The 13,189-nt window shown below is 39.1% G+C and carries 12 protein-coding genes; all 12 read left to right on the top strand.

The annotated features are described in order from the left end of the window. On the top strand, positions 1-677 hold a 677-nt coding region (locus FJ218_08700; protein ID MBM4166976.1), incomplete at its 5' end, for a LamG domain-containing protein. A gap of 265 nt (positions 678-942) precedes the next feature. Next, positions 943-1,152: a hypothetical protein gene (locus FJ218_08705; GenBank protein MBM4166977.1), complete on the top strand. Its 210-nt coding sequence runs from the start codon at positions 943-945 to the stop codon at positions 1,150-1,152. Then, positions 1,125-1,343, top strand: a complete 219-nt coding sequence (locus FJ218_08710) for a hypothetical protein (protein ID MBM4166978.1) — start codon at positions 1,125-1,127, stop codon at positions 1,341-1,343. Before FJ218_08705 ends, FJ218_08710 begins: the two co-directional genes overlap by 28 nt. Continuing rightward, a complete protein-coding gene (locus tag FJ218_08715) occupies positions 1,340-1,732 on the top strand; it encodes a type II toxin-antitoxin system VapC family toxin (protein MBM4166979.1) in 393 nt (130 codons plus the stop codon). The genes FJ218_08710 and FJ218_08715 overlap by 4 nt, the downstream gene beginning before the upstream one ends. A gap of 1 nt (position 1,733) precedes the next feature. Next, complete coding sequence (locus FJ218_08720) at positions 1,734-2,132, top strand: hypothetical protein (protein MBM4166980.1); 399 nt, start codon at positions 1,734-1,736, stop codon at positions 2,130-2,132. Continuing rightward, positions 2,090-2,557 (top strand): hypothetical protein, encoded by a 468-nt coding sequence (locus FJ218_08725; GenBank protein MBM4166981.1) that lies wholly within the window; start codon positions 2,090-2,092, stop codon positions 2,555-2,557. The genes FJ218_08720 and FJ218_08725 overlap by 43 nt, the downstream gene beginning before the upstream one ends. Positions 2,558-2,695: 138 nt before the next feature. Next, on the top strand, positions 2,696-3,673 hold the full coding sequence (locus FJ218_08730; GenBank protein MBM4166982.1) for a KpsF/GutQ family sugar-phosphate isomerase: 978 nt from the start codon (positions 2,696-2,698) through the stop codon (positions 3,671-3,673). Beyond that, positions 3,670-4,290: an LPS export ABC transporter periplasmic protein LptC gene (lptC, locus tag FJ218_08735; GenBank protein MBM4166983.1), complete on the top strand. Its 621-nt coding sequence runs from the start codon at positions 3,670-3,672 to the stop codon at positions 4,288-4,290. The genes FJ218_08730 and lptC overlap by 4 nt, the downstream gene beginning before the upstream one ends. After that, positions 4,287-5,621, top strand: a complete 1,335-nt coding sequence (locus FJ218_08740) for a hypothetical protein (protein ID MBM4166984.1) — start codon at positions 4,287-4,289, stop codon at positions 5,619-5,621. Before lptC ends, FJ218_08740 begins: the two co-directional genes overlap by 4 nt. Before the next feature lie 71 nt (positions 5,622-5,692). Beyond that, complete coding sequence (gene lptB, locus FJ218_08745) at positions 5,693-6,439, top strand: LPS export ABC transporter ATP-binding protein (GenBank protein ID MBM4166985.1); 747 nt, start codon at positions 5,693-5,695, stop codon at positions 6,437-6,439. Between the two features lie 175 nt (positions 6,440-6,614). Beyond that, complete coding sequence (locus tag FJ218_08750; GenBank protein ID MBM4166986.1) at positions 6,615-11,735, top strand: T9SS type A sorting domain-containing protein; 5,121 nt, start codon at positions 6,615-6,617, stop codon at positions 11,733-11,735. 54 nt (positions 11,736-11,789) lie between these two features. Beyond that, positions 11,790-13,189, top strand: a 1,400-nt coding sequence (locus tag FJ218_08755) for a hypothetical protein (GenBank protein MBM4166987.1), incomplete at its 3' end; no start/stop codon positions are given.

Genomic DNA, 13,189 nt, shown 5'->3' on the forward strand with positions numbered 1-13,189 from the left:
CCGCGACGACAAATACGGGACCATACACAACCGATTCCAACACCGTTGCGTTATACCATTTTGATGAAACGGGAGGAAACGTTGTTGCCGATGCAAGTGGAAATGGAAATAACGGAACTGCAACGGGAACAACGATTGTAAATGGAAAATTTGGAAAAGCGAGAAATTTTGATGGAAGTACTAACAATTATTTATCTATCCCAAATTCTTCAACAATTACTTCTTCACACCAAATTACTGTTGAAGGATGGTTTTACTTTAATTCATTTACTGGAGACTCACCAGTTCTGTTTGACAAAAGATCGGCCGAGGGAATTTTAAATGATTTTCTTCTTTACTTTCAGGGAAGCGGCGACTCAATTCATTTTGAAATCGGTATTGGAGGAGTTGAAAAACGTGTAACTTTCAGTTGGATTTCGTCGGGTATGTCAATTGGAAATTGGTATCACATTGCCGGAACTTATAATGGCTCCAACATCAAATTATATCTCAACGGACAATTGAAATCACAATTACCTGCAACGGGACAAATTACATATTCAAATGGAGCACTTTTTATTGGAAGAAAATACGACAATTATGCACCGCATCGTTTCCACGGTTTCATCGACGAAGTTCGTATTTCCAACAAAGCGCGCGACCCGAGTGAGTTTCATCTTGGCAAACATAAGCGGTAAAAAAAATCAAGAGATGGAGTCCACCTTGCGTAGTAAAGAGAGAGAAACATTCAAGTATTTTCAATTCTGGAAAACAAAGGTGGACTCCATCTTGAACAAAAACAACCTTAGTAGAAAAATGAATCTCGCTCGTCTCAAACCTTATTACCTTATTTTAGCACAAGGAAACATAATAAGGTAATAAGGTTAGCTTATAGTTGGTTTGTAACTGCTACTAAGGTTTAGAAAAAGAGATAAGGTTTTTAAGAATTGCAATTATGCTTGTATGAATAGCAGAACAATAGATACAACTCACAACGAAATCGAAGATGATATTCCCATTGAAGGAATAATGCACATTGCAGAAATAGGCGGCGCATTTGATTTTCTGTACGATGAGAGAGAAGATATTTATACAATAAATGATTTGAAAACAATTTACAATCACGAATCAAACGAAAATAATTTATGCAACCATATCATACAGAAACATTAGTTTCAACGGATAATACGCTCACGTTGAATAAAATCCCTTTTCATAAAGGAGAAAAAGTAGAAGTAATTATTTTTCCAAAGGGAAAAGAAAAAAGTAAAGAACGAAATCCTTATCCATTACAAGGAACTCCATTTCGCTACGATGAACCATTTGCATCAGTGGCAGAAAATGATTGGGAAGTTTTGAAATGATTGTGCTTGATACACACATTTGGGTTTGGTGGGTTCAAAACTCGCCACGTCTTACGAAACGACAAATTGAAATTCTCAAAGCGAATGAATCGAGCGGACTTGGGATTAGCGTAATTTCTTGTTGGGAAATTGCAAAGTCAATCGAATTGAAACGGCTTGAATTACCGTTGCCGATTGAACAATGGTTAGAACAAGCACTTTTATATCCCGGCATTCAACTTCTCAACATTACTCCTCAAATTGCAATCGAATCAACACGACTTCCCGCAACATTTCATCGCGACCCAGCAGACCAAATGATTGTTGCCACAACAAGAATTTTTGACTGCGAACTTCTCACCGCAGATTCGAAAATATTGAATTATCCATTCGTTAAATTGGCACTGTAAAATGAAAACAATTTTTTTTCTTTTCTCACTTTTCCTCATCGGCTGCTCATCGTCTCGTCCGTTTTGGCTTGAAGAAACTCCGAAAGGGTATGAGAATGATTATTTTGTCGGAAGCGGAACGAGCAGCAAATCTGAAACAGATGCGCACGAGCAAGCGTTAGTGAATGCAATACAACGCATCAATCAAAGCGGCGAAATCGAAGTTTCATCTTCAGAGAAAACAAATTCAAACACGAAAGAAACATTTCAAAACGGAACAACAGATTTGCAGCGCACAGATGAAATTGCAAAAGAAATTCTTATTCAAGGAAAATCTACAACGCTCAACGGATTAGTAGAAGATGAACGCTTTCAAGAATGGAACGGAACACAACACAACATACATTTTGGTCGCTGGTAAAACTTCCAAAGAAAAATAATATTGAATCGCCACCAACAAAATTCTCTCCGGTGTGGCGTTCAATGCTTATTCCGGGTTGGGGACAATATTACAAACGCGAAACAACAAAAGGATATTTATTTCTTGGTGCAGAAGTGTTGCTCGTTCCGTCGGGAATAATTTTCAACAACTTAGGCGTTGATGCCGAGACAAATAAATTTTCTTCCCAAACAAAAACTCTACGCGATTATTACGATGACCAGTCGAAATTATATTACAATGTAAGTCTCGGTTGTTTTATCGCTGCCGGTGCTGTGTATGTGTATAATATTGTTGACGCAATTTCGAGCGATTGGAAAATTTATTCGGATAATACTTCTCCGAAAGTGCAGTGGAATGAAAAGACATTGAGTTCCGATGTGCAGTTTACGATTTACGAATGGTAATCTCATCGAAAAATTCTTTAACCGCAAAGTGCGCAAAGTAGTTTTTTATTCCCGGACTTTGCGCTTTACTCTGCGAAACTTTGCGGTTAAAAAAATTACCTTCGGATTGCGCAAAAGAAAATTAGTTACATTTGAAAAATGATTCAATCAATAATCGAAAAAGCGAAAGAAATTATTCGCATTGAAGCAAATGCGATTGCAAGTTTAGAAAAGCGCATTGATAATAATTTTATTTCTGCGATAGAAATAATTTTGAAAAGCAACGGTCGTGTGATTGTATCGGGAATGGGGAAATCTGGAATCATCGGAAGAAAAATTGTTGCAACGCTGAACTCCACCGGAACGCCATCAATGTTTCTTCATCCGAGCGATGCGGTTCACGGCGATTTGGGAATGGTGCGCGAAGGCGATGTGGTTGTATGCATTTCCAAAAGCGGCGATACGAAAGAATTGTTGCCACTTCTTCCGATGTTCAAGCGCGTGAATGCAAAAATAATTTCGCTTGTCGGAAACATCAATTCGCCGCTTGCAATAAATTCTGATGTCGTTCTCGACTGTTCTATTGAAATTGAAGCGTGTCCGCACGATTTGGCACCAACATCATCAACAACTGCCGCGCTCGCAATGGGTGATGCGCTTGCGATTGTGCTGCTCGAGCAACGAAATTTTTCCGCAGAAGATTTTGCGCTGTTTCATCCCGGCGGAAATTTGGGAAAACGTCTGCTCTTGAAAGCGGAAGAAATAATGATGAGCGGCGATGCAGTTCCGAAAGTAAAACAGAATGTGTTCCTGCGTGATGCAATTTTAGAAATGACATCGAAACGACTTGGTGCAACGTGTGTCGTTGATGAAAGCAATAGACTTGTCGGAATAATTACCGACGGAGATTTGCGAAGGTTACTTCAACGCACAACGGATGTTTCAAACATTACGGCGGAAAAAGCAATGACAAAAAATCCCAAAACAATTCGCAAAGAAATTCTCGCTGCAGTTGTGCTGCAGGAAATGGAAGAATTCAACATTACGCAAATAGTAGTGGTTGATGAGTTTCATCATCCGATAGGAATGATCCATTTACACGATTTGGTAAAAGCGGGATTAGGAGAAAATTTGTGAAGCGTTATTTGTTATTTGTTATTCGTCGTTTGTTTTCCGTTGAATCGAATACGTTACGACGAGATACAAATGACCAATTACAAATGACCAATTACTGTTTTGTTTTTGCAGTAATTTTTCTTTGTACTTCCTGTGAACAAAAAATTCAGCCATCCGTTGTCAATCAATTTGAAACAAACGCTCCATCGCAGGAAAGTTGGAATTCGGAAATCACCATATCCGATTCGGGAAGAAACCGAGCAATAATTTTTGCTGGATATGTTTCAGTATTTGAAAATAGAAGTTTTACAATTCTCGACAGCGGCGTTATTGTTGATTTTTTTGATGAACAAGGTCATCATACTTCAAAACTTACTGCTCGAAAAGGAAAAGTCAATGATGCTTCAAAAGATTTGGAAGCAGAAGGAAACGTTGTTCTTATTTCCGACAGCGGAACCGTTGTTGAAACGGAAAAATTATTTTGGAACAATACGGCGCAAAAAGTTCACTCGCAGGAATTTGTTCATATTACATCACCGACAGAAGATATTCGCGGCTATGGATTTGAATCGGATCAGGAATTGAGGTTCTATAAAATTTTTCGCGTTGCGGGAAAAGCAAAAGTGAAAGAAGAATGAGATTCGATTTGAAATGTGCGATGTGGGATTTGCGTAGAAGTTTAGCAATAACAAATGACAAATTATTCATGCCTTTTTTTTGTCATTGGTCATTGGTTGTTGGTGTGTTGCTCTATGCTCAATGCTCTACGCTCTCTGCTCAACAAAAGAAAGAAGCGCTAGTGACACTCCATCATGCGGATAGTTTAATTGGAACGGTTGTTGACGGCGAGAACGTACGCGAACTGATTGGCAATGTTAAATTCAGTCAGGAAAATATTGTTGTAACATGCAGTAAAGCGACGGAATATCTGGCGAAAAAATTTTTTGTTCTCGAAGGAAATGTTTGTGTAAAAGAAGATTCTCTGACATTTTTTGGAAATCGCGGAACATATTCGAGTGAAAAAAAAATTGCGGAAGGATTTAATGGTGTCCGTTTAGTAGAAGAACAAAAACAATTGACTGCGGAACGCGGAACATATTTTGTGAATGAAAGAAAAGCGTTGTTCCGATTCAATGTTGTTGTTAATGATACGGATGCAACGTTGAAAGCGAATGAACTCACGTATTATCGCAATGGGAAACGTGTACTTGCTTCGGGAAGCGTTGTTCTTTCTAACAAAGAAAATTCTACGCTATCCTTTGGTGAATTGTTTGAACATTATCCTGAACAACAATTTTCACGAATGACAGGAAATCCGAAAATTGTTGATTACGATACAGCAACCGATGGAACAATTGATACGCTGATTATCCGTGCTGATACGCTGGAAACATTGCATGATTCGCTTGAACACCTTTGGGCGAAACGTAACGTGGAAGTTCAGCAAGAATCGGTTTCTGCAATTGCGGGATATATGGAATATGTTCGCGCGCGTGACTCGATCATTTTGATTGGACAACCATATATATTTTACAGAGAACATCAAGTCAGCGGCGATACGATAGAATTGCTTTTACGAAAACGACACTTAGAATGTGCAATCATCAAACAACATACGCTTGCAGTTTCACAGGCGGATTTATTGCACAAAAATCGGTTTCAGCAACTAAACGGAGAACAGATGCAATTATTTTTTTTTGAAAAAAAACTACATCAAATAATTGTGAAGCGGGCAGCAACAAGTTTATTTTTTCTCTTTGATGAAGATTCCTTGGGCGGGAAGAAAAAACCGAATGGTGCGAACAAATCAACGGGAGACGAAGTGCGGATTTTTTTTGAGAATGAAAAAATGCAACGTATTACCGTTGTTGGCGGTGTTGAAGGACAATATGTTCCGGAAAATTTGTTAGAAGGAAACGAAGAAAAATTTCGTTTGGATAATTTTAAGTGGATTGTTCGAAAACGGTAGCCAGTAGTAAGAATACAGAAGAAAAATTGGAAGAAACTCTTTTACAAACAGAAACGATTCACGATTCACGAATAACGAACAATGTTGTAACGCTTCGCTCGGAAAATTTATGGAAGCGATACAAGAAGCGCGACGTTGTGAAAGGTGTAAGCGTGCAAGTTGCGCAAGGTGAAGTTGTTGGTCTCCTTGGACCTAATGGTGCGGGAAAAACAACAACATTTTATATGATAATGGGAATGATTTCGCCAAATGCAGGAGAAGTTTTTTTGGGAAACTCGAATATAACGAAGATGCCGATGTATAAACGCGCACGGTTTGGTATCGGATATTTACAGCAAGAAGCATCCATCTTTCGGAAACTTACTGTTCGCGAAAATTTACTTGCTGTATTGCAATTGCGTGCGATGAAAAAACAAGAACGGGATATTCTTTGCGAAAAATTACTAACGGATTTTTCTTTAACGGGCATTGCAAATAATCAGGGATATAATCTTTCCGGCGGCGAGCGGCGAAGAACAGAAATAGCGCGCGCTCTTGCAATGGAGCCGAAATTCATTTTACTCGATGAACCCTTTGCAGGTATTGACCCGATTGCAGTGGAAGAAATTATGAAAATCGTTCACGACTTGAAGAATGATGGAATCGGGGTACTGGTTACTGACCATAATGTTCACGAAACGCTTTCTATTACGGATAGAGCGTATCTTTTGGTGAACGGAGAAATATTTCAATCGGGAACAGCAGAAGAACTTGCATCGGACGAACAAGTTCGGAAATTATATTTGGGAGAAAAGTTTCGTTTGGACAGATACGAATAATTTTTTTCGAGAGAGGATGTTTATGAAACAACGACGGTACACATTTTGCATTTGGAGAAATAAATAATTTTATAAATCTTTTATTTGATTAAATATTTTTATAGATTTTGCCCGCACACATTTAAGTTTTAAACATTTTTTTTTGTCAATTTATATTCTTGAAAGGCATTTTATTATGAAGCAGATTGCTAATATTTTTTCTGCATTGTCGTTAGCGTTATTATTTACGCTTTCGGCAAAAGCGCAAGTAGTGCAAAACGATGTAATCATCAACGAATTTCTTCCTAACGCACAATCGGCAGATGGGAAAGAGTATGTTGAGTTGTTAGTTACAAGTCCAAATCCTGTTGATATATCAGGGTTTCGTTTAAGCGATGTAAGCACCAAAGCAGGAGCAGGCGGAACATCGGAAGGACATTTGGATTTTCCCATTGCTCCTTATTTACAAGGATTGGTTCAGGGAACAAGAATTCTTATTATTCTTCAAGTTCCATCGGGTAATCCCAATAATTATTCCATTGAAGACCATGACCCGAGTGATTCAGTGCTTGTATTATTTACGAATGCACTTTCTGGAGGTTCGTTAATTGCATCGGGAGTATTGGATATATCAACGAATGAAAATATTGTTCTTCTTGATGGTTCCGGTTCAACCTCCAATGTGATTGATTATGTTTCGACTGGAACAAATGCAAGTCAAGCAGGGTTTCCGGATGCCAAGTGGTACAAATTGACGGATAGTATTGCCACATCCTCATCAGGAACAGTAACATATTTTTCCAATGACCGTTCTGGAGGATTGAACAACGATACGAGTTCGATGACAATATGGAAAACAAATCAACCAGCCGCAGATAAAACACCTGGGCAAAAAAATAAGAATCAAACATTTCCGTGGATAACAGCAGCATCGGGAGACGGAAGCGCAACCATTGTGAACATTACCTCATCGGAAAGTGTTTTATTGAACTCATCAATTTTCAGACGAAATTCTGGAGGACAAGATGTCCGCATAGGAGTAATAGGAGTTGCTTCAGGTATTCTTGATACTGTGATAGTAGAAATTCCACAAGAATGGACAGGTTTTAACGGGGGAAATGTTACGCTTGGTGGAAAATTTACTGGTAAAACGTATGTGGTTTCTGATAATAAAATTATTATTCCTGATGCCGGATTAGATGCTACACAAGGGACTATAGATATTTTTGGTTTTGATACACCAAATCCTGATGGAGCAGGGTTCGATGGAATTTATGAATGGAAAGTGTATACAGCAGCATTTCCGAATCCGGCAAATCAAATCAGTTCATCACCCAAATCAAATGTCATTATCCCAATTTCCAACATAAGGACAGGCGGAGTGGATGGATATGGAAATAGCGATGTGAATGGATTAGTTCCCGTAATGACAAATAAAATAGTCGCTACGCAAGGGGTTGTAACTGTTGAAGATTCTATTTTAGCATTACCAACGGGGGTTGCGCCAACAACGAGTTTCTTTATTCAAGATGGAGATTATGGACTTCAGGTTTTTCGCAGCAATGCAAATTCATCGCAATTGTTTTCAAGAGGTTCAAAAATTATTGCTCTTGGAAACATAACAGCGTTCAACGGAAATACAGAAATTGTACCGGGTTCCATAGGGTTTCCCAATTTTTTTATTGAAGGAACAGATGTTCTTCCAACGCCGCTGACGTTAACTTCAACAAATGAAATCAATGAATCGGTTGAAGGTCGTCTTATACGTATCAACGGTGTTCATTTTGATTCCGTCGGTTTTGGTTTCTTTGCAACATCCGCAACCGCTGGAGTGAAATTCCACGTCGGTGGCGTGTATAGAACACTGTATTTACATCCCGCAGATACGTTGCGTTCACCGGGTGTTCAAATTATTGGTGAAAAAATTCCTCCAACTGCCGATGTTGTCGGCGCGATTTATCATCGAAAAGACCAAGATACGGGTAACGTGTCTAAACAAAATCCGTATAAAGTTTCTCCGCGTGATTTATTCGATATTACTCGATTCAGTTCTATTTCCGGAACAGTGTACAGTGATTTGAATGGAAATGGTGTTAAAAATGGCGGTGAACCGGGATTATCAGGATGGGTTCTAACAGTTGATGGTGATAGCAGTGCAATCTCTGACGCAAACGGAAATTATACGATCACTGGACTTTTACCCGGAACATATTCTATTGGGCAAATTCAGCAAGAAGGATGGGTTCAAACATTTCCGACTGAAAATGGAAATCATTCCGTCGTTGTTACAACAGGTTTGATTTTTTCAGGATATCAATTTGGAAATTTCAAAAACGGACAAATACTTGGACTTCATTACGAAGATGATAATGGGAATGGAACGTTCGATGGTTCTGATTTAGGAAAACCGGGACCAGATTTCTTTTTGCACAAAGATTCTCTCGGCAATATTGTTGAAACAACAACAACGGATGAAGATGGAAATTACTATTTCAATAATTTGGGAGTTGGAACATATTTCGTTTCTATTGATAACCTTTCTGATAGAACAATAACACAACCAACGCAACAATCAAATGGCAACTTTTATTACCGGATTGAAATTACAACAACAATTCCTACCGCTGCCGGGAAAGATTTCGGTTATTTCCGATTAGGTTCAATATCGGGATTAAAATTTTTCGATGTAAAAGCAAACGGACAACGGGATATTTGCCCGATTTGTCCTTCGGGATTTGAACCTGTTATCGCCGACTGGAAAATTTATATCGAACAGAATAGTGCAGTTTTCGATTCCCAAACGACGAATCAAAACGGTGAATTTCAATTTACAAGACTTGGACCTGGAATTTATACAATCAAGGAAGAGCAAAGAGCAGGATGGCGTCAAACAGCACCACTTGCACCGGGAACGTTTTCGATTTTACTTTCTTCCAGTGGGCAAAATGTAACTGGATTGAAGTTTGGAAATCGGTTGCCGCGTCGTGGAATGAAATTGCGTGCATTACGCGCGGATTCGCTATGGTCGAACGCATTGAATTGGACGGGAGATGCGTTGCCTTCTGCGGATGATTCGATAGAAGTCAATTTTGGCGATACAATTTATGTTGACCAACTTCCCAGCGGCGCAGATTCATTAGGTCAACTTTCTGTAGGAATTGGCGGCAATTTAGTTTTCCCTGCGCCTATTACGTTAAAACTTCGCGATTCGTTGACGGTCAATGGAAATATAACTGTGAATGAACTTGCTGCACCTCAGTTGAAACTTTATGGTTCATTTGCAGGAACTGGTACGTTTGTGCCCGGAAGTTCAACGGTAAGTATGAAAGGAGATAAAATAAAATCTATAGGATTATCTACGAGCGGGAAAACTTCTTCCGCAACGTTGTACAATTTGGAAATTGATGGTGAAAATACATCGTCGTCTTCCAATGTGATAATTGAAAATCAGTTGAATCTGAAATCAAATTTTTCTATTGAAGGAACGTACGAAATCTCGATTCAAAATCCGGTTGCTTCTGCAGTCATTGGTGCTGGGAAAATCAATCGCGGAATTATGGAACGCGCTATTCAAGCGGGTGATACGAATGCCTATCGCTTTCATTCGGCTTACACAGGTTTGAAGTTTTCCGGAGTCGGAACTCCTCCAAGTTCAATTCGCATTGCTTGGCATCCGGATTCTGGTCAAAGTTTGCACAACAAATACCGTGTTGAAAAAACGGGAGTTGTGGATACGGCAAATAATGCTGTAACGATAACCAATGTTTCGCGATTTTCACGATGGGCATTCGGTCAAGTGGGTCATAAGGATAGTACCGGCGGCGGAACGTATGATATTACAGAAGAAACAACGCACAAAGGAGTTATTACGGACCCCGCAACGATGTCTTTAGAATACAACCAAAACTTTTCATTCAGCGAAGATTCTGTTGCGTTGTATAGAATTTCTGCAGGAATTTTAGTTCAAAAATATTCTGACGCAGATGGCAACATTTCGACGACGAATGACCAAACATTGAAATCGTGGGGTTTAAAAGTGCGCGATGGAAACAATACGCTTATTGCCGATTCAAATCAATCATCAGTATTGTTGAGTGAAGTGGAGGAAGGAACGTACACCGTTTCAGAAGTTGACAGTGCGCAATGGAGTCATATTCAAACAATCACGAATGACTCTACAATAACCGGAAGTTCAACATCGCAATCCGTTGTTGCAGAAATTGGAAAACTCTCTTTTGTAAAATTTATCAACTACTATCAACCGGATAATACGAAGTATCGCACGTTTCTTTCCAGCGCGTTAGGAGGAAAAGCAGAGAAATTAAAATACAAAAAGAATGTCGGTTATCCACTTCCAGTTCCTGCAAACGTTCGCGACGCAGCGGTTACAAAATTAACTCCTATTGTCCTTGGTAAAGCACAGGCGGTAAAAGATTCAGCAAAAAAATATGGATGGATGGAATTTGCAGAAGGGAAAAAAATGGAAAAATATTTTCCGGGAGTTGGAACAAAAGCATATCCATTTGATACAGTACGAGTAACGGGAAAGAAGGAGAAACTTTTTGTGAAAGCGTTCAAAAATCCGACTGCAACAAAGTATGAAAATCATCTTGCGACAGAACTTGCTGCTTATCGTGTAAATGAAGCCGCAAGTAAAACATCGCCAAGAATTATGAGCGAAGCGAGTTTAGGTGACATTCTATACAATGAACCGAACGTCGAGCAATTCGGATTGCATGGATTACCTATTAAACGCATTGCAGATTCAGCAGATGTCTATCTGACATATTTCCGCCGAATCAGTGAAGTAAATCGTCAAGCATATTTTAACGCACTCGATTCTGCGTTCACTCGAGTTAATCGTGAATTTAACAGTGGTGCAATAACGATAGAAGATACGATTCCTGCAAACGGTGGAAGTGTCATTCCGTTAAAAATTCCTTCGTATAAAATGATTTCTGAAGCAGTGTATTTCAAAAGCCCATTAGGGAAAATAGAACCGGATTCGCCGTTGCAAACGATAGCAAATATTCCAGAACTGTTTGTGTTGCATCAAAATTATCCCAATCCATTTAATCCTTCGACAACCATTACATTCGAGTTGCCAAACGATGCTTTCGTAACGTTGAAAATTTACAACGTTCTTGGACAGGAAATTTCAACGTTATTGAATAATGAATTTCTTGAAGAAGGAGCGAACGAAATACAATTCGACGCGCAACAATATTCGAGCGGCGTTTATTTTTATCGCATGCTCGTGAATGATGCGGAAGGAAATACTTTTACGCACATTCGCAAGATGGTTTTGATGAAGTAATTTTTCAATCATTTTTTCAGTTTATTTTTTTTTAACCTTTAATTACAAACTCATATGTCGAACACTGTAAAACAAACAATTCGTTTTTTTTCTACTGCAATAGTATTGTTGGTGATTGCAGGAATTTTTCAAACAACTGCACAAAGTCAGTTGCTTTTCGAAGAAAATTTTAGTTATACCTCAGGAACAAATGTAACTGCAAATGGATGGACCGCGCATAGTGGCACCGGAACGAATCCTCAAAAAATTGCCATTAGTGGGTTAGTCTATAGTGGATATCCTTCTTCATCAATAGGGAATGCAGATTCCGTTGCTACTACGGGTGAAGATGTGAATAAAACGTGGGCAAGTTCTCCTTCGGGAGTCGTAACAGGAAACTTGTATTTTTCTTTCTTAGTGAATTTGACGTATGCTCAAATATCATCGAATAACGGAGATTATTTTATCCACTTCTATAAAAACTCATCAGCATTTACTGCAAGAGTTTATGCAAAAAGAAAATCTTCGGACCCGTCGAAATTTTCTTTTGGAATTGCGAAATCGAGCACAGCAGCGAATATTGCATATTCAGATTCTATTTACAGTATCGGAACAACATATTTAATCGCTGTAAAATATATTTTCGTTGCGAATGCGGGAAATGACAGTGTTCAACTTTTTATCAATCCTGTTCCCGGCGCTTCAGAACCTACTCCTACGATAAAAAATTCAACTACAGATATTGCATCAACAGATATGGATACTGTTTACGGAGTTGCGATACGACAAGGTGGTTCAACAACAGGACCTGCTGGTTTGATCGATGGAATCCGTGTCGGCACAACGTGGTCTGCAATATTACCGTCAACATCAAGTTCTTCTTCTGATGTTATTTCTGCAGGAAATGAAACTGCGAATATTGATTATGCTTCGTTTCAATCCAATGCCATCTCTTCAATAACGGATGGTGTACGGTTATGGTCGTTCATTATACGCGATGGTGGTGGAAGCGCAGATGCTGATACTGATCCAACAATTCTTTCATCAATCACGATGAGTAAAGGAGCAAGCAATACAGTTTCTAATTGGGCAAACTCCATTCGACGAGCGGCGCTTTTTAACGGAGCAAATCTCATTTCCGATATTGCGGTGAACGGAGAAACAATTTCGTTCAGTGGACTTTCCGGCGCAAATGTAACTGCGACAGATGACGGAAATACAACGATAGACTTGTACGTTACCTTTGAAACGACAGTTACGGATAATCAGCAATTTCACTTTCAGGTTACAAATTCCACTGTAACCGCAGGAACATCAAGTTCAACGTTCACCGCGTTCACAGCGATAAGTGATGCAACCAGTGATGCAAACAAAATTGAAGTTACTGCAACCAAAATCAGTTTTACAACTCAGCCTTCGGCATCAGTCGGTGTATTCACGGATTTTTCATCAGCAGTTTCGGCGCAAGATATAAA

The organism is Ignavibacteria bacterium (genome assembly GCA_016873775.1).
Taxonomy (GTDB): Bacteria; Bacteroidota; Ignavibacteria; order UBA10030; family F1-140-MAGs086; genus JAGXRH01.

Coding starts and splice junctions, on each gene's coding strand:
- FJ218_08705 (MBM4166977.1), top strand. CDS start 943: ATGAATAGCAGAACAATAGATACAACTCACAACGAAATCGAAGATGAT.
- FJ218_08710 (MBM4166978.1), top strand. CDS start 1,125: ATGCAACCATATCATACAGAAACATTAGTTTCAACGGATAATACGCTC.
- FJ218_08715 (MBM4166979.1), top strand. CDS start 1,340: ATGATTGTGCTTGATACACACATTTGGGTTTGGTGGGTTCAAAACTCG.
- FJ218_08720 (MBM4166980.1), top strand. CDS start 1,734: ATGAAAACAATTTTTTTTCTTTTCTCACTTTTCCTCATCGGCTGCTCA.
- FJ218_08725 (MBM4166981.1), top strand. CDS start 2,090: ATGGAACGGAACACAACACAACATACATTTTGGTCGCTGGTAAAACTT.
- FJ218_08730 (MBM4166982.1), top strand. CDS start 2,696: ATGATTCAATCAATAATCGAAAAAGCGAAAGAAATTATTCGCATTGAA.
- FJ218_08740 (MBM4166984.1), top strand. CDS start 4,287: ATGAGATTCGATTTGAAATGTGCGATGTGGGATTTGCGTAGAAGTTTA.
- FJ218_08750 (MBM4166986.1), top strand. CDS start 6,615: ATGAAGCAGATTGCTAATATTTTTTCTGCATTGTCGTTAGCGTTATTA.